Source organism: Streptomyces sp. NBC_00057 (assembly GCF_045041165.1).
GTDB lineage: Bacteria > Actinomycetota > Actinomycetes > Streptomycetales > Streptomycetaceae > Streptomyces.
This window is the reverse complement of the sequence record NZ_CP108256.1, coordinates 6446971-6471290: the sequence shown is the minus strand read 5'-3', so window position 1 is coordinate 6471290 and position 24320 is coordinate 6446971. Positions and strand designations below refer to the sequence as shown.

Sequence of the window (24320 nt, the reverse complement as noted above, 5' to 3'; positions counted from 1 at the left end):
CCACCCCAATCCGGAAGGGCAGTTCGGCGTCTCCTGAAGGACTGCGTCGACTGCCGATCGGTCAGCCGGATGCTTCTCCCGTGGGAGCCAAAGCCATTTTCACCAGCTCTCCCGCCCTGCTGACCAGGAGATCGGGGACATCTTCCTCGTAGAAGCGGATCTGCCCGATGACCCCCTCGGTGCCGGAATTCCGCGCAAGCCGCACCGCCAGTGAGTCCAGCTCGGGCAGGGATTCGGCGTGCACCTCCTGACGTGTCGTCAGGGACCATCCGTCGGCAGTCCGGGCCAGCTCACCGACCAGGACTCCGCCGATGCGCGCCGCGGGCCCGCGTGCCGCGAGCAGGGGGGACGTGTCGCCGATCTCGTCCGTCATGTCCTCCGCCGGGGCGTCCGCCGCGTCCTCGATGCCGAGGTGCCATCGCAGATCGGCGAGCACGGCGCTCGGCGCGGAGGCCCGGAGGTCCAGGGCGAGGTCCACGGCGTACACGTCACTCATGCCCGCAGCCTAGCCAGTGAGCATGAGCACGACGGCAGACAGGGCGCCAGTGAAGCGGCAGACGAGTCGGGCTGTACGCCGGGTTCTGCCCTACTCAGGGAGCGATCACGCTCTGACCCGCATGTATACCGCCACACGGTTGATGCTTTTCGCCCTCTGGGACTTCTCAGGGACTTTCAGCCAAGATCCGTGAACCACGCCTCGATCGCGGACAGCCCACGAGCCCCAGCCTGCGGCATGAAGTGAGTGTAGGTCCGGAGTGTGAACGCCGGATCGGAGTGCCCCAGCCACTTCGCGAGCGACACGATCGACTCGCCGGCTTCGAGCATCACCGAAGCGTACGTATGACGCAGGACATGGAAGCCGTGCTCGCGACTGGGTTCCCAGACCCGAGACGGCTTCTCGCCGGGCCGCTGCTTGGGCAGCGGCAGGATGACTCCAGCGTCGGCGAGCGCGGGCTTCCACGCCTTGGTGTTCCAGGTGGTGCGGTTGATCGCGCCGCGTCGCCCGGTGTAGATGAGCAGCGGGACTGTCACCTTGCGCCGGTCCTCGCGTGCGAGGTCGGGCTCCTCAGGATCCAGCCACGGCAGTGTCACGTCGATCGGTTTGAAGTGCTCCTGGTGCGTAAGGAGCCGCTTCGCGAGAATCTTCGGCAGGGGGGCGTCGCGTTCCTTGCCGCCCTTGGGCGGACCGAAGTACAGCTGCGACTTGTACATGAGGATCTGCCGCTCTATGTGCACGGAGTCACCGCGGACGTCGCCGGGACTGAAGCCGAACGCCTCACCCTGCCGGAGCCCGCACCCGACCCCGAGGTCGAGCGCGATCCGGTACCGGTCAGCCAGTGTCTCCCGTACCGCGTCGACACGATCCTGCTGCCAGGCGCGAGCCTTGCGTTCCGGCTTCTTCGGCGGCTTGATCGAGAACTGCTGCCCTTGCACGGGTTGCGGAACAGTCGCTTGTCCTCGACTGCGGCTTGCATGATCGCCTTGAGGTACACCCATGCGACATAGGACATCGGCGTCGCGGAGCTGCGTAAGTGGTCGGCCGATGTGCAGCGGTCACTGGCGTCAAGCACGGCCACCCGTTTCCCGGCGTCCCGGCCGGTCGTGGAGGCGGGGACCCCAGCAGCCGCGTGGACACATCGGCGGGGGCTTGACCCAATGCCACGAAGTTAGGGCTTGCCGGACATTAACTCGCCGTCTTGATCTCTGATGTCGGGGTGATGCCGAGGTGGGCGGCGAGGTCGGTGAGATCGTCGAGGGTGGCCAGCTGTGTTTCGGCGGGTTCGATGGCGTGCCCGATGTCGTGGAGGAGCCGACGGGTTTGGCTGATGGCCCGGTTGAGGGTCACGGGGGTGATGGTGAAGAGCGGCGCGATGACGACCTGGGGGATCTTGAACCGCTGGTAGAGGATGGTGGCCAGGAGCCGGTCGACGAGGGTGAGGCCGGGGCGCCGACCGGTGTAGAGGCCGGTGGCGGGGGTCTTCTGCCGGTCGCCGCCGCGTCGTTGGTGGAGGTCCTCTTCCCGCTGGAGGTGTCGGGCCGCTGCCAGTTCGTTGACCAGCTGTTCCCACTGGTCAAGCCGCATGCCGGTCAGGGCCGGGTGAGTCAGCCAGTCGCGTCCGGGGCCGGGCTGGTTCTGTGGCGGGATGGGTGGGACTCCGTCGCGACGGTGTTCCTCGGGGCGGTGAAGTCGGCCCGAAGCGTGGTCTCGTCTTTCGATCGAGCCGTTTCTTCAGGCCGCTTCCCGCACCCGGCGTGCCATTCTCATGGCACCGGGCGCTCCACAAGTCCCGCCTTGCTGTCGATGATCGTCCTCATGCCGTGGTCGGCCAGGGGGAAGGGATGGCCGCGCCCCGGTAGCGGTAGCGCGTGGTGCGCACCTTTCCGGGATCGAACAGCGTCCGTTCCTCCCCAACCGGCCACCAACCACCCCCGCAGTAGCGGCGGCGGAGGTCCTTCCAGGTGAGGGTCTGTACAGCGAACGGCTCTGTCCCGTAATCGGCTCTGTCCCGTAATCGGTGGTGACCGTACGTCACTGTGTGTCAGGCTGGGGCGTGCTTGAGGTCAATGCCCTTGCGGGTGTGGTGTTTTCGGGTCTGTCTGCCCTGGTCATCGAGGGTGTGGCGGATGAGGGTGAGCTGGTCCGGGTGGTGGCGCGTACCCGCGATGATCCGGTGCCGTGTCCGGTGTGCGGGACGCCGACCGGGCGGGTGCACGGCTTTCACGGCCGGACGGTGGCGGACGTGGCGGTGGACGGCAGGCGGGTGGTGGTGTCGGTGAGGGTGCGGCGCCTGGTGTGCCCGGTGCTGGGCTGTCCGCGGCAGACGTTTCGTGAGCAGGTGCCCGGCCTGCTGGGGCGCTACCAGCGCCGGACGAACCGGCTCACCGACCAACTCGGCAGCGTAGTCAGGGAGTTAGCGGGCCGGGCGGGCGCCCGCCTCTCCCGGGCTCTGGCCACCGCGGTGTCGCGCTCGACCGCCCTGCGGATGCTCATGCGACTGCCGCTGCCTCCGCGCCGGGTACCGCGGGTGCTGGGCGTGGACGACTTCGCGCTCAAGCGCCGCCACCGGTACGCCACCATCGTGATCAACGCCGAGACCGGCGAGCGGATCGACGTACTCCCCGACCGCAGCGCGGACACCCTTGAGGCGTGGCTGCGCGAACATCCCGGCGCTGAGATCGTCTGCCGGGACGGCTCAGGCGCCTACGGCGAGGCCATACGCCGGGCCCTGCCCGCCGCGGTGCAGGTCAGCGACCGGTGGCACCTGTGGCACAACCTCTGCGACAAGGCCCTGGCCGAGGTCCGCTCCCACAGCTCCTGCTGGGCCACCGTCAACCCACCCCGCCCCGAGGGAGCACGCGGGCAGACCACCCGCGAACGCTGGCACCAGGTCCACGACCTCCTTGGCAAGGGCGTCGGCCTGCTCGAATGCGCCCGCCGCCTGAACCTCGCCCTCAACACCGTCAAGCGCTACGCCCGCACCCAGGGGCCCAACGCCCTGCGCCGGGCCCCGCAGTACCGGCCCACCCTCGTCGACCCCTACCGCGACCACCTGCGCGCCCGCCGGGCCGCGGACCCCGCCGTCCCCGTGCTTCAGCTCTTCCGCGAGATCAAGGAACTGGGCTACACCGGCAGCCTCAATCTGCTCTACCGCTACATCACCCAGGGCCGGGCCGAGGGCGACCGGCCCGTCATCACCCCGCGCCGCCTCGCCCGCCTTCTCCTCACCCACCCCGACAACCTGCGGGACAAGGACGCCGAACTCCTGTGTGAACTCACCGCCGCCTGCCCCGAGATGACCGAACTCGCGCGTCTCGTCAAGGAGTTCGCTGAACTCCTCACCCCCGCCACCGGCAACGACACCAAGCTCACCGAGTGGATCACAGCCGTCCGCGCCTGCAACCTGCCCCACCTGCACACCTTCGCGAACGGCCTCGAACTCGACCGCGCCGCGGTCAACGCCGGCCTCACTCACCCCCACCACAACGGCCGCACCGAGGGCGTCAACACACGCACCAAGAGGATCATGAGACAGATGCACGGCCGAGCCGGATTCCCCTGCTCCGCCACCGCATCCTCCTCCAATGACCACCACATAGCGCTACCACCGATTACGGGACAGAGCCGGTCACACCCCCTCAGTGAAGCGATCTTCTCTGCGCCTCCAGGAACTGCCGGAGCGCTGCAGCCAGCGACGATGTCATCGATCTCTGCCAGGCGCGAAGCCTCGGCAAGTGGGCGGCCGTGCCGCGCGCGACCCGCGCCAGCGGGTCGCCTTGATGCAGTAAAGAAACTCTGAACAGCTCAGCCTCTTGGGCCATCGCCTGCCAGCACCTGAAGAGCATCGGTGTCACCTCAGCCGACCCGCTGAGGAGACACCGGCGAGGCCGACATCGAAAGCGATCCGATGTCGGGTGGAAGATCATCCGCCATTACTGCCGTCAGACGTTGCCGTCAGACGGACCAGCCTGCCCCTTCGGAGGTTCGCAGCTTGGACACGCTAGTGCTCTGACCACATAGGTTCGCCGGGTTGGGTGTCCGAGCGGTTGGATGAGCGGTGATGTCCGATCTGACCGCTGGAGGTGTGGTGGCTGAGCCTGTCCGCGTGCGCAGGTTGACTGACCAGGAGGGGCAGAAGCTGCAGCAGATCGTGCGCCGGGGCAGCACCAGTTCGGTGCGTTTCCGGCGCGCGACGATGTTGCTGGCCTCGGCTGGCGGGAACCGGGGGCCGGTGATCGCGAAGTTGGTGCAGGCTGACGAGGACACGGTCCGGGACGTGATCCACCGGTTCAACGAGATCGGTCTGGCCTGCTTGGACCCTCGGTGGGCGGGAGGCCGTCCCCGCCTTCTCAGCCCTGACGACGAGGACTTCGTCGTCCAGACGGCCACCACCCGACCGACCAAGCTCGGGCAGCCCTTCACCCGCTGGTCCATCCGCAAACTCGCCGCCTACCTGCGCCGCGTACACGGCCGCGTGATCCGGATCGGCCGCGAGGCATTACGGTGCCTGCTCGCCCGCCGCGGCGTCACCTTCCAGCGCACCAAGACCTGGAAGGAATCCCCCGACCCTGAGCGCGACGGCAAGCTCGACCGGATCGAGCACGTGCTGGAGCACTTCCCGGACCGCGTCTTCGCGTTCGACGAGTTCGGCCCGCTCGGCATCAGGCCCACCCCCGGGTCGTGCTGGGCCGAACAGGGTCGGCCCGAGCGGCATCCCGCGACCTATCACCGTACTCACGGGGTGCGCTACTTTCACGGTTGCTACTCGGTCGGCGACGACACGCTCTGGGGCGTCAACCGGCGCAAGAAGGGGGCCGCGAACACCCTGACTGCGCTGAGGTCAATCCGGGCGGCCCGCCCGGACGGCGCCCCGATCTACGTCATCCTGGACAATCTGTCCGCCCACAAGGGCGAGACCATCCGACGCTGGGCAAAGAAGAACCGGGTCGAGCTGTGCTTCACCCCGACCTACGCGTCCTGGGCCAACCCGATCGAGGCCCACTTCGGACCGCTGCGGCAGTTCACCATCGCTAACTCCAACCATCCCAACCACACCGCTCAGACCCGAGCCCTCCACGCCTACCTCCGCTGGCGCAACGCGAACGCCCGCCACCCCGACGTGCTGGCCGCCCAACGCCGCGAACGCGCCCGTATCCGCAGCGAGAAGGGCATCCGCTGGGGCGGCCGAAGTCAGGCAGCCGCTGCCTAAAACTGCCCGCACTCCCCGGCGGCCACGTACTACGGTGGGATACATGTCCGAGCCCTCCGTGCGGGATTTCTACGACGATTTGGCCCACGACTACCACCTGATGTTCCGGGACTGGGACGCGAGCATGGCCTACCAGGCCGAGGTATTGGGCGGGCTCCTCCGCCAATCTCTCGGCGCGGGACCACACACCGTCCTGGACTGCTCGTGCGGGATCGGCACCCAGGCCATCGGCCTGGCCCTGGCCGGGCACCAGGTCATCGGCAGCGACCTGAGCCCGGTCGCCGCCACGCGCGCCGCCGCCGAGGCGGCGGCCCGGGGAAGCCGGCTTCCGGCCGCTGCGGCTGACATGCGCCAACTGCCTTTCAGAGAGACGTCATTCGACGTCGTCCTCTGCGCGGACAACTCGCTCACGCACCTACTCTTCGGGCAAGATCTCCGGACGGCACTCCTCGGCATGAGACGGGTACTCCGAGACGACGGACTGTTGATGATCACTGTCCGGGCCTATGCCGAGACGCGTCAGACCAGACCCACGTCGACACCTCCCCAGGTCTCGCAAACACACGACGGCCAAGCGATCACCTTCCAGCTGTGGCACTGGCACGAAGACGGCGAACGCTACGACCTGGAGCACTTCCAGCTCATCCCCGCAAAGAACACCTGGCAGGTCCGAGTCCGCCGGACCACCCACTGGGCGCTGACGCCGCCGCAGCTGACAGAGTTCGTGACTGAAGCCGGCTTCACCAAAATCGCCTGGCACAGTCCGGCCTCCAGCGGGTACTACCAGCCCGTGCTCACCGCACAGCGCGCTCCCTCAGCGCAGTAGCCCAGACATCGGCTCCGCCCTGCCTAACTTTCCGTTCATCCATGGCAAACCGGTGAACGTTGCCGGTCACAGCACTAGACGTGGCGTTCCGCCAGAGCCTTAAGGGGGTCGGCCAAGTTGCCTAGATTCCTCACGGCCTTCCCAAGAAATCCGATAGCCGCGCTCAGCTCAATGCCGTCAACCATTTCCTCATACAGGGCGAGTTTCCGTTCACCTAGCTCTCCGGCCGCCTCACCGAGGTCGGCTCGAATTTCAACAGCTGTAGCGCACGAGGATTCCCCGATGAGGATGCTTGCGGCAATTTCAATCTCCTTGCAGTCTGCAAAATCAAGGCCGACCGAAACAGTGAAGCGATGCAGGGATGTGAATTCTACCGACTTCTCGATCGGCTCAACAAGAATTTGATGAACCAATTCAACGTCACTGCCAAAATCATATTCACGAAGAATCCTGCGAGAGAATTCAGTAAGCTCTTCGTGGAATTTCCCCAGACTCGCCAGGGTGCTGACTACGCCTTGCTGAACCTGCATCACTTGAGATATCTCCTGTAAATATTGAGACGCCGGCCCATCTAAGTGGGCCGGCGTCTCGCACGTCGAGTGGTGCGTTTACCAGGCCATGACCGTATGCACGACCCATGTCCCCTTATGGCCGTCAGTTCCCTTATTTACACGCCTAATAAGGAGCTGCAGATTGTATGTATCTGAGACATTTCCAGAGCTGTCGGATACCCGGCCAATGGGGCTATTGAACCGTCCAGTGAGAGTCCTTTCGGCCCCATGAGAGTTCTTGGCAGCCCAGGCGTTGATATTTACGCCAGAAAGTACGGAGTCGATACTTGCCTGGGCAGTTCCTGGCGTCAGGCTCGACGCTTTGCCGCCCTTGAGAGTGGGCGCCCTGTCTTTCATTTGCTGATCCGACAGACCCACGTGATCCTTGGCGTGTCCGCCCGCGACATCGTATTCCTTGTCGATATTTCCGCAGTTGTGGACGAGGACAGGGGTGGTGCCAGCCACCACATAGTACGTGTGCTATACGGACCCCTCTACCTGCTTTTCTGCAGGTCTTGTGTCCTGAACATGAAAGGGAGTTGGTTGTAGGACAGCTTCTGGAATTGGTGCTGTGCGGAAGATGAAGGTTGTGGCCCTTCGGAGTCGCCCTGCGGGGGGAGGCTTCAAACCGCCTCATGCTGCGTTGGCTGAAGACCGTCGTGGTGAGCGATGAGGAAAATGCGCCGTAAGAGGCGTCAGGTAGGGATCGGGAAGACGAACGCAAGTGAATCGCTGCTGACGTGTCGTAAGAAAAACAGATGGCATCAAAACCGGGGTGCGACCTGTGCCCCGGGATGAGCCTGGCGGGTGCCCGTTTATTGGCCAGGTGGTGTCCGGCATGTAGGCGACGTGAGCCCGCTCTGCGGCTTTCGCATGGAACAGGAGAAGGCAGGACCCGATAGTGCCGTCGCGTTGCAGCGGTGAGAGGGAGCGCCCCAAGTAGCGGACACTGCGAGGGGTTGAGTACCGACGCGGGCCCTGCCGGCGGACCGGCTCGTAGTAGTGGTGAAGCCCCTGTAACGGGGGTGGAGCGAAGGGGCCGGGTCGTTCGTGGCTGAGTTGATCGCATCAACCGGAAGCAGTCCGGGAGGAGTTCGGTGGACCAGTTGAAGTCTCAGATCAAGCCGTTTGATATTTCGAAGTGGGAAGTCAAGGAGGAATGGGGGGAAGTCAGGGCTAACAAGGGTGCGCCCGGAGTGGATGGGCAGAGCATCGGTGAATTCGAGAAGGACCTGAAGAATAATCTCTACAAGGTCTGGAATCGGATGTCGTCAGGCTCGTAATTTCCGCCACCGGTGCGCGCGGTGGCCATCCCGAAACCGCACGGCGGTGGCGAGAGAATTCTAGGAATTCCGGCTGTCGCCGACCGTGTGGCCCAGACCGTAGTGGCACGGCATCTGATGCGAAGGGTGGAGCCAGTATTCCACCCGGACAGCTATGGATACCGGCCCGGACGGTCGGCCTTGGACGCGGTGGATAAATGCCGGGAGCGTTGCTGGAAGCGGGACTGGGTGGTGGAGTTCGACATCGCCAAGTTCTTCGACAGCGTCCCCTGGGACCTGCTGGTCAAGGCGGTGGATGCGCACACAGATGCCGTCTGGGTGAAGTTGTATGTGCGGCGGTGGCTGGCTGCCCCGCTCGCCATGCCTGACGGCGCCCTGCTGGAACGGGAGAAGGGGACCCCGCAAGGGGCTCCGGTGTCTCCCGTCATGGCGAACCTGTTCCTGCACTACGCGTTCGACATGTGGATGGTCCGCAACTTTCGGGACGTCCAGTTCGAGCGGTGCGCGGATGACGCGGTGATGCACTGCGTCTCCGAGCGTCAGGCCCGCGAGGTGCTGGCAGCGCTCACGGACAGGATGGCTGAGGTCGGGCTGCGTCTGCACCCGGCCAAGACCCGGATCGTCTGCTGCAAGGACGGCAAGCGCCGCGGCTCCTACGAGCAAACGGCGTTCACGTTCCTCGGGTACACGTTCCGCGCCAGAAGAGGCCAGGATCGGCACGGCAGGCAGTTCCTGTCGTTCAACCCGGCGGTCAGCAGGGAAGCCCTGAAGAAGATGGGGCGGGAGGTGCGTTCCTGGCACCTGCACACCCGCTCGGACCTGTCCTTCTACGAGCTCGCACGCAGGATCAACCCTGTCGTAGCGGGCTGGATCAACTACTACGGACGTTTCAGACCGTGGGAGCTGATCCCCTTCGGGATGCGCATCAACGCCTACCTGGTGCGCTGGATCCGCCAGAAGTACAAACGGCTCGCGGCGAAGCGGAAGGCCACCGCGAAGATGCAGGAGATCGCCCGACGATACCCCCGCATGTTCGCGCACTGGCGCTTGACCCCAACCGTGTCCGCCATGCAGATCTGACGATCAGAACGACAAGAGCCGTGTAAAGGGACACTTTTACGCACGGTTCCGTGAGAGCCGAGGGGTGAGACCCCCCTCGGCTACTCGGCAAGCGCAGTTTGCTGGTCCGGTGAAGTGCGTGGGCGTCCGTGGTTGTGCGGGGTTGTTGCCGTCAGCTACTGCCGTCAGCCGGTTCAGCCCAGGTAGGGCATTTCGCGCTGTTCCAGGAAGTGCTGGAGCCTGAGCCGTTGGGTGTGATGCATCGGCAACTGCTCGATCTCTTCCGGCGGTACGAACCGGAGCTCGGTGGACTCGTCGGAGATCTCCAGCCGGCCGCCGGTGATGCGGGCGGTGAAGCAGACGTTGAACTGTCGCCGGACCTCGCCGTCGGTGTAGGCGATGATGCGCTTCGGGTCGGTGTAGGTGTCGAACATGCCGCCCTCCTGGTGCCGCCGAAGATGCCGGCGGGGGCCGTCGCGTTCATCGATGAACGCGACGGCCCCCTGTCCGAACCGACATGTACCCCCGGTCACCGTTTCTCTCGACGGCATCCCGGGCGGAATCCCCTACTGAGCTTCCTGGTAACCCGTCATGAGGACTCCGGGCACCCCAGGGTGCTCAGTACAGCGCTCTCGGACAGTGGTTCGCTCCGGACACCCCCGTTGACGAGCCAGGAGCCGTCCCAGGTGACGTGCCAGACTTCGCCCCGGAAGTTCTCCCACTCAACGAAGCTACCCACAGTCCCCTCCAGCAGCGCCAGCTCCCTGAGCAGCACATCAGTGGTAGTGAAGCCGCGCGACGCTCCGAGGCTGCCACTGCCGGTCCTGGTGTTCTCGTACCGCATCCGGAGATACGGCGCCACCGGCCGCTCGACCACTGTCGGACGGAGCATCCGCTTGAAGCGGTGGACCGCCTCCTCAAGGGTCTCGCGTCCGGAGAACTCACAGCTGTACGCCGGGAACACCCCGGTGACCCGCTCGCCCAGCGCGTTGTCCCGACCGAAGTGGTACTGGTGCACCGCGGGCGGAACAGCCACAACTACATCGAACCCGTGGGACTCGGTCGTGAAGCCAGGAGCGACTGTGAAGGGTGTGGTGTCCTTCATCTCCCCCGCCAGGTGCCGCTCTTTCGCAAATTCGAGAACAGCGATGACGAGCCCCTGGTCGAAGCGATCGATGATGTTCATCTGGTAGGCACTGTTGTGCTTCGAGTCCAGCGCCAGCGAGAAGACGAACCTTGGCATGGGCGACCACCGCCACGCCTCTCGCATACCGGGAAGGGGTTCCGCACCCTCGATCCCTGCCACAACATCTTCGAAATTCATGGCACCTCTTGTTTTATCGATCCTTTTAGGAGGAGTAATTGGAACCTGTGTCCTGCCGGTATCTAGCTGTCATACTGCCGCCCGCACTGAAGTTGGGCCCCCTGCCCATCGGAACCAGATTATCCGGGTCATTGTAGTAGTCATTCCTCGCCGCTCGACTGCTGTTGTACCCGGAAGAATTCCAGTGATCGACCACAGGAGGCGCATGGTCGTAGGTCAACTCGTCCCGAGGGATAACGCTACCTTGCTCATCGAGCCAGTTTCCGCTGGAATCCTTCCAGCGTTTTGCCATTTCCTGGTGGGTGGACGCACGATAGCCGCTCGGATACTGGTTGCCGCGATCGAGCCTATTGGCCGGAGCATTGGGGTTGGATCCCATGGTTCCGTTGGCCAACCGTGGCTGCGCACCGCTCGCGCACGCGCATGTGCCGGAATGCCCGGAAACGCTGCCGCCACAGTTGTGGGCGAGGACCGGCGTAGCCCCCGCCAGCACATAGTACGTGTGCTGGCAGCCCCTCCCTTAGCTGCTTCTATGCAGGTGGGGAGGGGTTTTGGGGTCCGCTGGAGTCCGTGGTTGTGCGCCGGAATCCGTGGTTGTTGCCGTCGCTACTGCCGTCAGGAGTCGGGGTTCTCGGGCGGGGCGAGGATCCCGGTCGGGCTGTCCTTCGCGCAGAAGACGGTGGAAGCCGCGGTGGCCGCGCTCGGTGACGACATCCGCAACTGGCCCGACGCCAGCCCAGTCACCTTGCAGGACCCCGCCTATGTCGGCGTCGCGGTCATGGCGATGCAGGGCCGCGCCGGCTACACCCGCATCCGCACCCCGTACGTCTCCGATTCCGACGCGGCCCACGTCGCGGAAGCCTGGCAACGTATGGGCGCTCGCCCTGCGGCTCGGCGTACCCCACCTCATCGCCCCACTGATCGCCCCCAGCTCGGCATGACCCAGAAGGCCGCCCGCGCGGTCCTGCGGGTCTCCTTCGCCAAGGTCGCCGAGTACCAGAAGCGCGGCCTGGTCCACTTCCACGCCGTGATCCGGCTCGACGGCCCGGGCGGCAGCACCCAGCCCCCACCGCCGGATGCCACCGCTGCTTTGCTCGCCGATTCCATCCAGTCTGCCGCTGCACGCGTCCAAGTAACCATTGAGTCTGACGCGATCGGCGAACGCACACTCGCCTGGGGCGAACAGCTCGACGTACGCGAGATCTCCGCCTTCGGCACCGACGCAGAACTTACCGACCAGGCCGTCGCCGCCTACGTGGCCAAGTACGCCACCAAGTCCGCAGACGCCTCCGGAACCCTCGACCGCGCCCTGTTCTGCCGCCCCTGCCAGGGACGCGGCGCAATGCTGACCGCGCACGGAACCCCGATCCAGTGCACCGCATGCACTGGCACCGGACAGGCCCGGTCCCTGCCCCGCCTCGCCGTTGCCCGCCACGTGCGGCAGATGATCCGGACCTGTTGGGAGTTGGACAAGCGGCCGGAGTTCGCCGATCTCAAGCTCTGGAAGTGGGCACACATGCTCGGCTTCCGGGGTCACTTCTCCACCAAGTCCCGCTGCTACTCGGTCACCCTCGGCGCGCTGCGCGACGCCCGCCGCGCCTGGCGCACCTGGCGCACCGAGCAGGCCCGCGCCCAGGCCGGCCTTCCCGACCTCGACCCGACGACAACCCTCGTCCTCGGCCATTGGTCCTACCTCGGTTCGAATTACAGCCCCGGCGCCGGGCTCCTCGCTGCTGGCGTCTGGCACCGCAGAGAGCTGGAGCGGCAGTTCGTAGCGGAAGGGGGTTGCTGATGACCTCGTACCAGCCCACCGTGCTCAACCACGGGCCGGGCGGGATGCAGGAGCTGCTGACGGTTCCCCAGGTAATGGCACAGCTCCAGCTCGGCCGGTCGGCCGTCTACGACTTGCTCCGTACTCGGCAGCTCGCCTCGATCACTCTCGGCCGCGCCTGCCGTATCCCCACCCACGCCCTCACCGACTTCATCCGCACCCGACTCGACCAGGAAGCCGCCTGATGACCACGCCCCGCGACTCCACGACCTCCCGTCGCGTCCGCGCCAACGGCGACGGGACTGTCTACCAGCGCAAAGACGGACGCTGGGAAGCCGCCGGCTACCTCCTCGCCCCGGGCAACACCCGCAAGCGCGTCCGCGTCTACGGCACCACCCGCAAGGAAGCCCTGGCCAAGCTCACTGAGAAGATCGCCACAAGCAACCGCGGCGTCCCCGTACCGTCCGCGCAGGGCAGCGTCAGCGTATACCTGACGTACTGGCTGGAGGCCGTCGCCGTCCACCAGCTCCGCGAGAACACCCACACCCGATACACCGCCTGCGTCCACCAGCACCTCATCCCCGGCCTCGGCAAGAAGAAGCTCGCCAAGCTCACAGCCAAGGACGTCCGCACCTGGCTCAACCAGCTCCGCACCACCTGCCAGTGCTGCGCACGCGGCATCGACACCCGCCGCGATCCATCCCGGTGCTGCGCTGCGGGAATGTGCTGCTCCAAGCGGCTCTCACCGCTGACGCTGGCGTACATCCACTCCGTGCTCAAGTCCGCCTTGGAGCACGCCGTCCGCGAGGAGGAGGTCCCGCGCAACGTCGCCCGCAACGTCCGCACCGGCACGCCGCGCGCCCGGCGATTCGAACCGCTCACGGCAGATGAAGCCCGCCAGTTCCTCGCTGCCGCCCGCGATGAACAGCTGTTCACGCTGTACGAACTCGCCCTCCACACCGGACTCCGCAAGGGCGAACTCCTCGGCCTCCAGTGGGAAGACCTCGACCTCCAGACAGGTACTGCCAGCATTCGCCGTACCCTCCAGCGCACCCAGACCGGCGGGCTGACGGCCCTCCCCACCAAGACCCGTGCATCCGAACGCCGCATCGCCCTCCCCGGCGAGTGCATCCGTTCATTGAAGAAACACCGTGAAGCACGGGAAGGAGAACGTGAGGCGGCAGCGGAGGCTTGGAGGGACAACGGCCTCGTCTTCAGCACACCGACAGGAGGGCCGATCGATCCCGCGAACCTCAACCTGGATCCACCGGCTTGATGTCTGTGGACAGTTTCTCGGGGAACGAAGAAGTGCCTTGTGACCTGCGATGATGGGGTTTCTCTAGGACCACATCAGGCACGATCAGCAAGGCACTTCCGAGATGCAATCTTCCCATGCCGCAGCGGCGGTCTCATCCGCGTTCGACGACCCGAACCTGATCGCGTACGGCGGCCTGGAGCCGGTGGTGCGGTTGGCCGAGCGGTGCGGTCTGCCCGCACTGGTCGGGGAATACATCCGTCTGCCGGCCTCGAAGGACGGCACCGGTGCCTTCCCCGCGGCGAAAGTGATGTCGCTGGTGGGCGGCATGGTCGCGGGCGCCGACAGCATCGATGACATGCACCGGCTACGGCACGGCGCGATGGGCCGCCTTTTCTCCGGTGTGCGGGCCCCGTCCACGCTGGGGTCGTTTCTGCGTTCCTTCACGCACGGGCATGTGAAGCAACTGCATGCTGTGGCCCGCCGGTTCCTTCCCGAACTGGCCCGTCACGCGCCGTTGCTGCCCGGCGCGGGCCAGGTCGCCTACGTGGACATCGATGACACCATCCGCCGCACCTACGGCTACGCCAAGCAGGGAGCCGGTTACGGATACAGCAAGGTCAAGGGCCTGAACGCGCTGCTCGGCATCGTCTCCACACCCCTGGCCGCCCCGGTGATCGCCGCCACGAGGCTGCGCAAGGGACCATCGAACTCCGCGCGCGGGGCGGCGGCATTCGTCGCCGAGACCATCCGCACCGCTCGCGCCTGCGGCGCCAGTGGCCTGCTGGTGATGCGGGCGGACTCGGCGTTCTACGGCGCCGATGTCGTCAACTCCTGCCGGGCGCTGGGCGCGCGGTTCTCCATCACCGTGCGGATGAATGCTTCCGTCAAGGCCGCCATCGCCCGCATCGATGAGGACGCCTGGACGCCGATCAAGTACCCCCAGGCGGTCTGGGACGAGGAGGGCCAGTGCTGGATCTCCGACGCCGAGATAGCCGAGACCGGCTACACCGCCTTCACCTCCAAGCCGAAGAAGCAGCAGGTCACCGCCCGTCTGATCGTGCGCCGCGTCAAACGCCTGAGCGCTGAAGCCGTCCCCGCCGGACAGGGCACGCTGTTTGACACCTGGCGCTACCACGCCGCGTTCACCGACTCCCCGCTCTCCTTGAACAATGCCGAGCGTGATCACCGACGGCACGCTGTCGTCGAGCAGGTGATCGCGGATGTCAAGAACAGCGCCTTCGCCCACGCGCCCTCCGGACATTTCCAGGCCAATGCCGCGTGGCTCGCCCTGGCAGCCCTGGCGCACAACCTGACCCGCGCCGCTCGGCGCACTGGCCGGAACGTTCCATGCCAGAGCGACCACCGCCACCATCCGTGACCACCTGATCAACGTGCCCGCCCGCCTGGCCCGCTCGGCCCGCCGCCTCACCCTGCACCTACCCGAACGCTGGCCCTGGAGCACGGACTTCACCCAGCTCTTCAGCATCGTGCACGCGCCACCAGCCCTCTGACACTCCCTGACCGACCTGCCCAAAAGGGCCCGAGACCTGCGGAAAAGTGGAAAAGCTGGACAGACCAGCGGCCACCTCACGCCCGAATCCGCAACTCAGCCCCGACACGCCCTGCACGACCCCGAACCGATCACACCACAATCAAGCCGGTGGATCCGGGCTCAATCGGAGCTTCCGCGCCCTCCTCGACCGGGCAGGGCTCCGACGTATCCGCTTCCACGACTTGCGGCACTCCACCGCCACCCTGCTCTTGGAGCAAGGCGTCGAACTCGTCGTAATCAAAGAACTCCTCGGCCACGCCCACATCGGCGTCACCGCTACCGTCTACGCCCACGTCAGACTCCGCCTCCAACGCGACGCCATCGATCTCCTCGGCCACACGCTCCGCAACCCTGTTCAGCTGCCAACCGACCCTGACGCCGGCGACGCCCCTCCGTCATTCGCACCCCACGTCCGCTGACGTTGCCGTCAGCTACTGCCGTCAAAACCACTTGGGCCCCTCCAAAACCTCACGGAGGGGCCCAAGCTTGCACCAGGCGTGCGCCCATCGGCAATTGACCCGCGCGGCCATTCTCCCGCTATTCGAACGACGACTTCACGGCGAGTCTGAATAAAATTTGCATACGTGCCCCCGCAGGCCAGAAGGTCGCCGCGATTGGCTAATTGCAGGCCCTCTCTATCGTGGCGTTGAAATCGACCAACCCCGCCACCGAAAGATGCGAGTCAAATGACCTTAAGGAGGTCACTCCTCGTCATTGACATAGTCGCCGATTGCCACATCGAAGAGAATTGAACGCCAAAATCCTGGATCGTCCCGCAGAGCCGACGCATCAATCTCCTGGAATGACCTCGCCAGTAGATCAGCAAGTTCTTCCAGCATTTCCGGATTATCTTCACCTGTGGATCGAGTGGTTTCACGCTCAAACGCGCTCAAATACTCAGAGAATTTCTGCGGTGATGAATTCACAAAAAACAGGGACGAATCACCGCTACCACGATAGAGCACCTCTCCGCTCTTACAGTCAACGCAGTACGCGTCATCGCCATCCCCTCCAGATCCCAATTTCAGAAGGTCTCGACCTTCAGCGCTCTCGACCCCGCCATCAGCGGCTTCTGAAGCCGAAAAGAGGACATGCTCGGCAGGTAGACCGATGGAAGAAAGATACCCACGCGCAGCGGCGTTCCTCACGAATGCAACATACTCGATTGAGTAGCGGTGGTTAGCCATCGACACCCGCCTCCATTCCTATAGCTACACGGTTGGCCCGCCGCCCACGTGGGCGGCGGGCCAACCGTCATATTGGAACTACCTTACCAGTTGCCCGATATGGCGTCCCTGAACATCGAAGTCACCGCTTTACCCTTGGCGGACCTTGCGGCAGCGCCCTCAGCCGAGGTGGTCCAACCCCAAGTCCATGTCGTTGGTATGCCGGCCTCAGCTAGCCTGCTGCGGCACTTATTCGTCCCAGTGCACGGCTGGAATTCCGAATAGGCTTCAGTGATCGAATCCCCGTACTGCCTGAGCAATTTACGCTCCGCATGGTTACCCAGACCCTTCGAGGAGACTGCGACCGCAATCCGCGAATCCCCATTCGCGTCGGTGTACCTCACCGCCGCAAAATTGTTGGACTTGTTCCCCGCCCTCAGCCGTTCCTGTATGACAGCCTGGCTCAGATCATTGCCACCATATTCCACCTGGCCGCCACAATTGTGAACCAGGACCGGGGTAGCCCCCGCCAGCACATAGTACGTGTGCACGTCGTTGATGGTCAGGTTGTGAACGGTGGCCGGCCTTTTCCACCGGTGCACTCCGGTGACACGAACCTCGGCCTTTTTTGCGTCCTGCAGCCGTGTACCGGGCTGCAGATCGGTGGCGTCGACCCACTCCTGCAGGGACGGGACCCAGAAGGGGTGGCCGGCCGTGGCAGTGAGGGAGTCATCCGTATCCAACTGTCTGCCGGTACCGGTGACATCGACCTTGACGAGGTCCTTGTCGCCGGTGCCGACGATGGTTGAGGTCACGGTGCGAACGGTGGTCTTGCCCGTCTTCGGGTCGGTGGCGAGAACCTTGTCGCCGACCTTGACCTTGCTGATCGGTTTCTTAGATCCGTCGCTCATGAGGACGGTTGTCTGGGGCAGGAAGCTGTTGCTGACGGGGCAGATCTGCTGTGCGGGCTTTTTGACTTGGGAAGGCTTCGGCCGTGATTTGGCCGCTGCTCCGGGCTTGGAGGCAGGGCGGGTGCGGGCTGCGGCCTTTCGGGCTGCGGCCCGTCGGGCCTGATCCCGCCTGGCCGCGGCGCGCTGATTTTCTATGCGTTTCCGCGCTGCGGCTTCCCGCAGTGCCGCCCGCTTGTTTGCCTTTGCCTGAGCGGCAGCTTCCTTGGCTGCCTTTTCCTGGGCGGCAGCACGCTCCCGGGCCATTTTGCGTTGGGCCGCCTCCTCTGCTTCCTGCTTGCGCTTCGCGTCACGCGCGGCCTTTTCACGCGCTTTGCGGGCTGCTTCCTCCCGAGCTTTCCTCTGGGCTTCTGCGATTCTCCGCTGCCGCTCGCGCTCCTGCCGCTCGCGCCACTGCTGCATCAGCCACTGCTGGAGCGCGTACCCCAGCTCGAAGGCTCCCTCACCTCGGTCACGACCTCGGCCACCGCCTCCACCGGCGACCTGTGGGTCTACCACGGCAAGAGCAACGGCGACGCAGACGGCGACGGGATCCCTGACGGCGGCACCGACCCCGCATCCCTGGGCAACGTAGCCAACAGGACCGCCTACGCCACCGGGTGGATCACCACCGCCCGGCCACTGATCACCGCATCCGGAGACTCGAACGGCGACGGTATCGGTGACCTGTGGACCACCACCGCCAACACCACCGCCGGCCTGGAATTCATTCCTGGCCGCAAGACCGGCCTCGTCGGCCCGGCAACCGTTGTCGGCACAGGAGGCTGGCAGACCATCAAGAACATCTCCTGACAACCCAGAACAACCAACGCCCGGCTCGAGCCACGAGACCTCCAGTCCCGGCTCGAGCCGGCGCCAGTTTCGTGTACAGACACGCGATGGGGCGCGATCAAGAAGTACGAAGAGCCCTCCCTGCAAACGGAGTTGCGGGGATGGGCAATCGATCAAGCAGTGCCGGCATGGAGGGGAACTTACCCGGATCGTGCCGTTCGAGATGGTCGATGCCATCCTTGCCGAGACCGGCGCGGGGCAACGGCGGTTGCGGAAACTGCCCGCTCACGTCGTCGGCGCTGAGGCCCATGCCGAGTACACCGAGGCATACGAGCAATACGAGTCCTGGCCGCTGCTCTGCGCACACCTCGCCGTAAGTCCGAACTCGACAGTCAGCCCGGCCTACCAGGTCCCGCACGTTCTGGTCGAAGTGGCCGCCGATACGTACACCCGCCCTATGGATCCGGACCAGCTGGCCGAGTTCATCGAAACGGTGGCCGGGCAGCTGGATGAGCTGCGCTTGATCCACTCTCGGCTCGCCGCAGCCCGCGCCGAATGGGCCACGCGGACCGATACGACGACCAACGCCGAGGCCGCGTAATCCCGCCGCCTCAAGAATCACCCCGAGTCCTTCGGCGCCGGCGTCATACTCCGACGGCTGTCGCAAACGCCCAGCCCAGGGGCCCCGCCCGCCCATCCGCTCCAGGGACTCTTCAGGGACTTTCAGCGCTGCCCGAGGGACTTTTCGCTACCTAACGCGGCAAGCCCCCGAAACATCGGAAAGGACCTCCGACGCAGGTCGGAGGCCCTTCCGAAGGCAAAACCGCTGGTGGCGGCAGACGAGTCGGGCTGTACGCCGGGTTCTGTCGCCCGGTCGCCTCGCGGCGGCCGGGGAGACGGCCATCCATCTAGGACCGGCATTGCTGCCGGCCTCGTGCGGTCTACCCGCGAACTCGGGCGGGCAGCCCTCGAACATTCGCGCAGGGCCGTCTTGCGACGGCCCCTCTTGACCTTGCTCCGGGTGGGGTTTACCTAGCCGCCTGAGTCACCTCAGGCGCTGGTGGTCTCTTACACCACCGTTTCACCCTTACCGAGGACCGAAGTCCCCGGCGGTCTGTTTTCTGTGGCACTGTCCCGCGGGTCACCCCGGGTGGCCGTTAGCCATCACCCTGCCCTGTGGAGCCCGGACGTTCCTCGGGGGGATCCGAGGATCCCCACGCGGCCGTCCGCCCGGCTCGTCTGCCGTGCCGACCATGCTACCCGCCTGGCGGGAGCCGCCGGACGGGGCGCTCAGATGAACGCCTCGGTCTCCAGGTCGAAGGCGAAGGGCGCCGGGAGAGTGAGCGGCTTGCCGAACGGGATCGTGCAGTGCTGACGGTAGTCGTCCCCTTCGGGGTCGCTGAACAGCGTCACCGACGACTGCTCTCGGTCGACCAGGAGGTAGAGGGGGACGGGTCCGCGGGCGTAGCAGTGACGCTTGTCCGTGCGGTCGGCCCGGGGCTTGGACGAGGTGACCTCGACGACGAGGGACACCCCCTCGCACGGCATCCAGGGGTCCGCTCCCCGGTAGAGACGTAGCTCGGCCGGGGCGAAGGTGCCGTCGGGAATGACGTGGTTCCTGGGACAGCGGCCGCCGCTCTTCAGCTTCAGTCCCTTGTTCCCGGAAAACTGCATCTTGGTGCGAGAGCGGGTGATCACTTGCTCCAGAATCAGGCTGATGTAGTCCTCGTGGTCCCCGTCCGGCGGCGGCGTCACGACAATCTCCCCCTCGATCAGCTCGGCCCGGAAGCCCTCCGGCGTATCCAGCGCCAGGAAGCCCTCCAGCAGGACGTCCGCCTGCGTGAGCGGTTCGTGCGGCATGGCAGTCATGTCACGCCCCTTCCTCGGTCGCTCGCCAGATTGGGACATCAGTGGATCAGCCGTCCGTGAGATGGGAGTTACTTCCTTCGATCGTGGCACAGGAGAGTGCGGAGTTGTCAGATGCGGACGGGTGCGGTGAGCGCTTGACCCTGCCGCGGCGTCAACGTTTCTACTGGACTCATGCGCATCGGAGAGATCGCCGCGCTCGTCGGGGTCACCTCGCGGGCGATCCGGCACTACCACCACATCGGACTGCTTCCCGAGCCCGGGCGCCGGGCCAACGGCTATCGCGCCTACAGCGTGCGCGACGCCGTGGTGCTGGCCCGGATCCGGCGGCTCACCGAGCTCGGGCTCGGTCTGGACGAGGTACGGGACGTCCTCGCCGATGACGCCGGGCACGAACTCGTCGAAGTCCTCGTCGAGCTGGATGCCGATCTGGCCCGGCAGGAGAACGAGATCCGGGAGCGGCGGCGTCGGCTGGCCCGGTTGCTGGACGGCCCGGTGAGCGCCGAGGAGCCCGTGTCGCCCGCGCTGGCCGAGCTGCTGGGCACGGCTCCGGCCACCGGCTCCCCGATGGCTGCCAAGGATCGCGAGCACCTGGTGCTGCTGGACACGACGGGTGTCGGCAGTGAGGTCTACTCCGCGCTGCGGCCCCTGGCCGAGGACCCGGCCGTGCACGCGCTGTACGAGCGGCTGGACGCACTGGCCGCGGCACCCGTGGACGATCCGCGGATCGCTCCGCTCGCCGCCGATCTGGCCGCCGCCGTGCCGGACGAGGTGCTGGCGGCCATCCCCGGCGGGCCGGTCCTGACGGGGTTCGGTCAGGCCCTGCTCGACGACTACGCGCCCGCGCAGGCCGAGGTGGTGCGCCGGGTGATGGCGGCCCTGACGGCACGCGTGGCGGAGAGGGGAACAGGATGAGCGTGCGGATTGCGCGGTATGCCGTGGGGGCTGTGCCGGCGGTCGAACTGGGTCTGGGCGGCTGCCTGCCGGCGGGGGTCCGGATACCGGGTGCGGTTCTGCTCGGTGCCGAGGCCCTGGTGGTCGCCGTGCTCGGGTTCGAGTGCGTGATCCTGTGGCGGCTCTGGCTCGTGGGCCGGCGTGCGGGTGCCGGGCGGCGGGCGGCGATGGGTGCGGCGCTCCGTACCGTCGTGCCCGAGAAGGTGCGCCGTCTCGTCGCCCACGAGGTGCGCGCCCTGCGCAGTCTCGGGCTGTGGGTGCTGCGGAGGCGTCATGGCGTGCCGGAGGGTGCCCTTGCCGTCCCGTACACCGGGCCGCAGACCGCCATGATGTATGGCCTGGTCTTCGTCGCTCTGGTCGAGACGGTGATGATGGCGCTGCTGATCCCGTGGCCGGTCGTGCACAGGGTTCTGCTCGTGCTCGATGTGTACGGGGTGGTCCTGGTGCTCGCTTTCCATGCCGCGTGTGTGACCCGGCCGCATGTGGTGGACGCCGACGGGGCGCTGCGGCTTCGCTACGGCGGGCTGTTCGACCTGCGGGTTCCCGCCGGGGCGGTCGCCGGTGCGCGGGTCGAGCGGCGCTGTCCCGAGGGCGGGCCGGTGCGGCCGGGGGCGGACGGAGTGCTCGACCTCGTCGTGGGCGGGCAGACGACGGTGACCGTGGAGCTGTTCTCGCCGGTGGCGTTCGTGCGGCCGCTCGGGAAGCGGGGGTGGGCGCGGACAGTGCGGTTCCATGCGGATGATCCCGGTGCCGCCGTGGCCGCGCTCACGCGGGGGCGAAGAGGACCTTCGCCGAGCCAGGATCCGCCTGGGCGAGCCTGACCCGCAGCCGCTCCCCCAGCGGGAGCTTCGCCGTGCCGCCCTCGACCCGGGCGACGACGGCCGGGTCGTCGATGTGGACGGTGCCCGTGGTGGGCTCCAGTTCCTTCACGTCGACCACGTACGCGTCGAAGACCTCACCGATCCGGTCCTTGAGCAGCGCTGCCTCGACCACGTCGACGCACTCGCGCTCCACCGTGTTGGCGCGCCTGGTTCCGTCCGCCATCTCCCTCGGCAGGCCGGGCAGCGCGGCGAGGACCCACTCGGGCGGTTCCTGTTCCGCGACGGCGGCGAGACACAGCTCGGCCGCGTACCGGTCGACGAGGCGGCGCAGCGGGGCGGTGCAGTGCGTGTAGAGGTCGGCGACGGCGGCGTGGACGGCGCGGGTGGGGAGTTCGCCGTGTTCGGAGACGGTGTAGCCGGCGCCGCGCAGCAGGGTGGTGCACTCCTGGAGGAACGCGGCGTGGTTGGCCTTCCTCGGATCGAGGGAGCGGACGACCTGGGCGTACGGAACATGGTGCGGCCAGTCGATGTGCAGCGCCTCGGCCGAGCGCCGGAGCCGGGCCACGGCGCCGTCGGGCGCGACCGGCAGGGTCCGCAGGACGCCGGTGCCGGTCTCCGCCATGAGGTGGGCGGCGGCCATGCCGGTCAGGAGGGAGATCTGGGCGTTCCAGCCATCGGCGGGCAGCGGGGCACGGTATTCCAGGCCGTACGTGCCGTCGCGCTCGACGATCTCCTGCTCGGGCACGTTGAGGGAGATGCCGCCTCGGGCGACCTCCTGCTCCTCGCGGAGCCGTCCGATGTCCTGGAGCAGCGCCAGGGGCTCCTCGGCGGTGCCGGTGTCGATCTGCCGCTGGACGCCCGCGTAGTCGAGCTTCGCCCGGCTGCGGACGAGGGCCCGGCACACCGAGGCGGTGACGGCGCCGCCCTCGGAGTCCAGGTCGATCTGCCAGAGCAGGGCGGGGCGGGTCTGTCCGGGGAGGAGGCTGGCGGCGCCCTCGGAGAGCAGGGTGGGGTGGAGCGGCACCTTCCCGTCGGGGAAGTAGAGGGTCGTCACCCGGCGGTGGGCCTCGGTGTCGAGTGCGCCGCCGGGGCGTACGAAGGCGGCGACATCGGCGATGGCGTAGTGCACGCGGAAGCCGTGGCGGCGGCGTTCGAGGTGCATGGCCTGGTCGAGGTCGGTCGATGTGGGCGGGTCGATGGTGAAGAACGGCAGGTCCGTCGCGTCCTTGTGGGCCGACACCGCCGGGGCCCCCGCCGCCTGCGCCGCCTCGGCGAGGACGTCGGGCGGGAAGCCGTGGGGCAGTTCGAGCTCGGTGCGCAGCTTGCACAGGGCCGCCCTCAGCGGGGTCTCGGCCGGCCCGGTCATATGGATATGGCGGCGGGGCATGGACCGAGCGTATGGCGGGGCGGGCCGGGCGGCATCCCGGGTGGCGGCGTGTGCCGGTCCGGCCCTGATCCGCCGGACAGGGCCCAGTGCGGTACCGGGGTCCCCGTACGCTGGTGCCAGGTCCTGTTGTCGAACTGCCGTCTGCCGTCGTCGCACGGCAGACGGCAGTTCGACGACAGGACCCAGGGCCTTCTGAGCCCGTTTACGTGTGCGTACGTACGAAGGAGAACCGCCGTGCTCGTGCTGTTGCCGCCCTCCGAAGGAAAGGCCGCGTCGGGGCGCGGAGCACCCCTGAAGCCGGAGTCGCTGTCGCTGCCGGGCCTGGCTGCGGCGCGGGCCGCGGTCGTCGACGAGCTGGTCGAGCTGTGTGCGGCGGACGAGGAGAAGGCCCGCGAGGTGCTCGGGCTGAGCGAGGGGCTGCGCGGCGAGATCGCGAAGAACGTCGAGCTGCGGACGGCGGGGACGCGTCCGGCCGGCGAGATCTACACGGGGGTGCTGTACGACGCCCTGGATCTGGCCTCCCTGGACACGACGGCCAAACGGCGGGCCGGAAAGTCGTTGCTGGTCTTCTCCGGGCTGTGGGGCGCCGTGCGGGTGGGCGACCGGATTCCTTCGTACCGCTGCTCGATGGGCGTGAAGCTGCCGGGGCTGGGCGCGCTCGGGGCGTACTGGCGTGACCCGATGGCGGAGGTCATGCCGGAGGCGGCCGGCGACGGGCTCGTCCTGGACCTGCGGTCCTCCGCGTACACCGCGGCCTGGAAACCGAAGGGCGAGGTGGCCGGGCGCACGGCGAGCGTGCGGGTGCTGCATTCCCAGATGGTGAACGGGGTCGAGAAGCGCTCCGTGGTCAGCCACTTCAACAAGGCGACGAAGGGGCGAATGGTCCGCGATCTGCTGCTGGCGGGCGCACGGCCGAAGGGGCCCGCGGAGCTGGTGGAGACATTGCGGGAGCTCGGGTACGTGGTGGAGGCCGAGGCCCCCGCGCGAGCCGGTCGGGCGTGGTCACTCGATGTCGTGGTGACCGAGATTCACTGAACCGGGAAAGCCATTACGTT

Annotated in this window: 20 protein-coding genes, 1 other RNA gene and 6 pseudogenes; 15 read left to right on the top strand and 12 right to left on the bottom strand. The window is 66.7% G+C overall.

Annotated elements, in window-relative coordinates:
* Positions 1-61: 61 nt before the first annotated feature.
* The 3 genes and pseudogenes from OG953_RS30470 to OG953_RS30460 form a co-directional block, all read right to left on the bottom strand.
* A complete protein-coding gene (locus OG953_RS30470; protein ID WP_405688331.1) occupies positions 62-496 on the bottom strand; it encodes a hypothetical protein in 435 nt (144 codons plus the stop codon).
* Between the two features lie 176 nt (positions 497-672).
* Positions 673-1434, bottom strand: a complete 762-nt coding sequence (locus OG953_RS30465; protein ID WP_405688329.1) for a tyrosine-type recombinase/integrase — start codon at positions 1432-1434, stop codon at positions 673-675.
* A 250-nt stretch (positions 1435-1684) separates the two neighbouring features.
* Positions 1685-2182, bottom strand: a pseudogene (locus OG953_RS30460) (ISAzo13 family transposase); the annotation flags it as partial.
* 400 nt (positions 2183-2582) lie between these two features.
* Between OG953_RS30460 and OG953_RS30455 the strand changes: the two are divergent.
* The 3 genes and pseudogenes from OG953_RS30455 (at position 2583) to OG953_RS30445 (ending at position 6534) form a co-directional block, all read left to right on the top strand.
* Positions 2583-4087 (top strand): annotated as a pseudogene (locus tag OG953_RS30455) (ISL3 family transposase).
* Between the two features lie 499 nt (positions 4088-4586).
* Entirely contained in the window at positions 4587-5708 is a 1122-nt protein-coding gene (locus OG953_RS30450; RefSeq protein WP_405688327.1) for an IS630 family transposase, read from the top strand.
* A 43-nt stretch (positions 5709-5751) separates the two neighbouring features.
* Positions 5752-6534 carry a class I SAM-dependent methyltransferase gene (locus tag OG953_RS30445; protein WP_405688325.1) on the top strand — a complete coding sequence of 261 codons (783 nt, stop codon included), beginning with the start codon at positions 5752-5754 and terminating at the stop codon, positions 6532-6534.
* Positions 6535-6608: 74 nt separating this feature from the next.
* Here OG953_RS30445 and OG953_RS30440 read toward each other — a convergent pair whose 3' ends face one another.
* Together OG953_RS30440 and OG953_RS30435 are read right to left on the bottom strand one after the other, a co-directional pair.
* Complete coding sequence (locus OG953_RS30440; RefSeq protein WP_405688323.1) at positions 6609-7067, bottom strand: hypothetical protein; 459 nt, start codon at positions 7065-7067, stop codon at positions 6609-6611.
* A 75-nt stretch (positions 7068-7142) separates the two neighbouring features.
* Positions 7143-7463, bottom strand: coding sequence for a hypothetical protein (locus OG953_RS30435; protein WP_405692146.1), 321 nt, complete (start codon positions 7461-7463; stop codon positions 7143-7145).
* Positions 7464-8182: 719 nt separating this feature from the next.
* On the opposite strand from OG953_RS30435, the gene OG953_RS30430 reads away from it, so the two are divergent.
* Together OG953_RS30430 and ltrA are read left to right on the top strand one after the other, a co-directional pair.
* A complete protein-coding gene (locus OG953_RS30430; protein ID WP_405688322.1) occupies positions 8183-8368 on the top strand; it encodes a hypothetical protein in 186 nt (61 codons plus the stop codon).
* 12 nt (positions 8369-8380) lie between these two features.
* Positions 8381-9448, top strand: a complete 1068-nt coding sequence (gene ltrA, locus OG953_RS30425) for a group II intron reverse transcriptase/maturase (protein WP_405688320.1) — start codon at positions 8381-8383, stop codon at positions 9446-9448.
* Between the two features lie 173 nt (positions 9449-9621).
* Here the strand turns inward: ltrA and OG953_RS30420 are convergent.
* Together OG953_RS30420 and OG953_RS30415 are read right to left on the bottom strand one after the other, a co-directional pair.
* Positions 9622-9864, bottom strand: a pseudogene (locus OG953_RS30420) (DNA mismatch repair protein MutT); the annotation flags it as partial.
* A 152-nt stretch (positions 9865-10016) separates the two neighbouring features.
* A complete protein-coding gene (locus tag OG953_RS30415) occupies positions 10017-10670 on the bottom strand; it encodes a hypothetical protein (protein WP_405688318.1) in 654 nt (217 codons plus the stop codon).
* 655 nt (positions 10671-11325) lie between these two features.
* Here OG953_RS30415 and OG953_RS30410 point away from each other — a divergent pair.
* The 5 genes and pseudogenes from OG953_RS30410 to OG953_RS30390 form a co-directional block, all read left to right on the top strand.
* Positions 11326-12543 carry a replication initiator gene (locus OG953_RS30410; RefSeq protein WP_405688317.1) on the top strand — a complete coding sequence of 406 codons (1218 nt, stop codon included), beginning with the start codon at positions 11326-11328 and terminating at the stop codon, positions 12541-12543.
* Positions 12543-12767 (top strand): helix-turn-helix domain-containing protein, encoded by a 225-nt coding sequence (locus tag OG953_RS30405; protein WP_405688315.1) that lies wholly within the window; start codon positions 12543-12545, stop codon positions 12765-12767. The genes OG953_RS30410 and OG953_RS30405 overlap by 1 nt, the downstream gene beginning before the upstream one ends.
* Positions 12767-13777: pseudogene (gene xerC / locus OG953_RS30400) on the top strand (tyrosine recombinase XerC); the annotation flags it as partial. The gene OG953_RS30405 and the pseudogene xerC, both read left to right, overlap by 1 nt.
* A 124-nt stretch (positions 13778-13901) precedes the next feature.
* A pseudogene (locus OG953_RS30395) lies at positions 13902-15291 on the top strand (IS1380 family transposase).
* A 154-nt stretch (positions 15292-15445) separates the two neighbouring features.
* Positions 15446-15751 (top strand): annotated as a pseudogene (locus tag OG953_RS30390) (tyrosine-type recombinase/integrase); the annotation flags it as partial.
* Positions 15752-16033: 282 nt separating this feature from the next.
* Here the strand turns inward: OG953_RS30390 and OG953_RS30385 are convergent.
* Complete coding sequence (locus OG953_RS30385; RefSeq protein WP_405688314.1) at positions 16034-16519, bottom strand: SUKH-4 family immunity protein; 486 nt, start codon at positions 16517-16519, stop codon at positions 16034-16036.
* 83 nt (positions 16520-16602) lie between these two features.
* Complete coding sequence (locus OG953_RS30380) at positions 16603-17712, bottom strand: polymorphic toxin-type HINT domain-containing protein (protein ID WP_405688313.1); 1110 nt, start codon at positions 17710-17712, stop codon at positions 16603-16605.
* A 6-nt stretch (positions 17713-17718) separates the two neighbouring features.
* Here OG953_RS30380 and OG953_RS30375 point away from each other — a divergent pair, with 6 nt between their 5' ends.
* Positions 17719-18258, top strand: a complete 540-nt coding sequence (locus OG953_RS30375; RefSeq protein WP_405688311.1) for a hypothetical protein — start codon at positions 17719-17721, stop codon at positions 18256-18258.
* A complete protein-coding gene (locus OG953_RS30370; protein WP_405688309.1) occupies positions 18215-18838 on the top strand; it encodes a DUF6907 domain-containing protein in 624 nt (207 codons plus the stop codon). The genes OG953_RS30375 and OG953_RS30370 overlap by 44 nt, the downstream gene beginning before the upstream one ends.
* 235 nt (positions 18839-19073) lie before the next feature.
* On the opposite strand, the gene rnpB is transcribed toward OG953_RS30370, so the two are convergent.
* Together rnpB and OG953_RS30360 are read right to left on the bottom strand one after the other, a co-directional pair.
* Positions 19074-19475: RNase P RNA component class A (rnpB, locus tag OG953_RS30365), an RNA gene on the bottom strand.
* Positions 19476-19527: 52 nt separating this feature from the next.
* Positions 19528-20097, bottom strand: coding sequence for a Uma2 family endonuclease (locus OG953_RS30360; RefSeq protein WP_405692144.1), 570 nt, complete (start codon positions 20095-20097; stop codon positions 19528-19530).
* Between the two features lie 180 nt (positions 20098-20277).
* On the opposite strand from OG953_RS30360, the gene OG953_RS30355 reads away from it, so the two are divergent.
* Together OG953_RS30355 and OG953_RS30350 are read left to right on the top strand one after the other, a co-directional pair.
* Positions 20278-21018, top strand: a complete 741-nt coding sequence (locus OG953_RS30355; RefSeq protein WP_405688307.1) for a MerR family transcriptional regulator — start codon at positions 20278-20280, stop codon at positions 21016-21018.
* Complete coding sequence (locus OG953_RS30350) at positions 21015-21878, top strand: hypothetical protein (RefSeq protein WP_405688306.1); 864 nt, start codon at positions 21015-21017, stop codon at positions 21876-21878. Before OG953_RS30355 ends, OG953_RS30350 begins: the two co-directional genes overlap by 4 nt.
* Here OG953_RS30350 and OG953_RS30345 read toward each other — a convergent pair.
* Entirely contained in the window at positions 21823-23265 is a 1443-nt protein-coding gene (locus OG953_RS30345) for an RNB domain-containing ribonuclease (protein ID WP_405688304.1), read from the bottom strand. The two genes, OG953_RS30350 and OG953_RS30345, sit on opposite strands and share 56 nt — an antisense overlap.
* Before the next feature lie 234 nt (positions 23266-23499).
* Between OG953_RS30345 and yaaA the strand changes: the two genes are divergently transcribed.
* Complete coding sequence (gene yaaA / locus OG953_RS30340) at positions 23500-24300, top strand: peroxide stress protein YaaA (RefSeq protein ID WP_405688301.1); 801 nt, start codon at positions 23500-23502, stop codon at positions 24298-24300.
* The last annotated feature ends 20 nt before the right edge of the window (positions 24301-24320 follow it).

Bases quoted from the DNA above. Each gene is read 5' to 3' on its own strand.
- OG953_RS30350 (WP_405688306.1), top strand. From the start codon at position 21,015: ATGAGCGTGCGGATTGCGCGGTATGCCGTGGGGGCTGTGCCGGCGGTC.
- OG953_RS30380 (WP_405688313.1), bottom strand. From the start codon at position 17,712: ATGGCCCGGGAGCGTGCTGCCGCCCAGGAAAAGGCAGCCAAGGAAGCT.
- OG953_RS30470 (WP_405688331.1), bottom strand. From the start codon at position 496: ATGAGTGACGTGTACGCCGTGGACCTCGCCCTGGACCTCCGGGCCTCC.
- OG953_RS30405 (WP_405688315.1), top strand. From the start codon at position 12,543: ATGACCTCGTACCAGCCCACCGTGCTCAACCACGGGCCGGGCGGGATG.
- OG953_RS30360 (WP_405692144.1), bottom strand. From the start codon at position 20,097: ATGCCGCACGAACCGCTCACGCAGGCGGACGTCCTGCTGGAGGGCTTC.
- OG953_RS30345 (WP_405688304.1), bottom strand. From the start codon at position 23,265: ATGCCCCGCCGCCATATCCATATGACCGGGCCGGCCGAGACCCCGCTG.
- OG953_RS30445 (WP_405688325.1), top strand. From the start codon at position 5,752: ATGTCCGAGCCCTCCGTGCGGGATTTCTACGACGATTTGGCCCACGAC.
- OG953_RS30355 (WP_405688307.1), top strand. From the start codon at position 20,278: ATGCGCATCGGAGAGATCGCCGCGCTCGTCGGGGTCACCTCGCGGGCG.
- OG953_RS30415 (WP_405688318.1), bottom strand. From the start codon at position 10,670: ATGCCAAGGTTCGTCTTCTCGCTGGCGCTGGACTCGAAGCACAACAGT.
- OG953_RS30385 (WP_405688314.1), bottom strand. From the start codon at position 16,519: ATGGCTAACCACCGCTACTCAATCGAGTATGTTGCATTCGTGAGGAAC.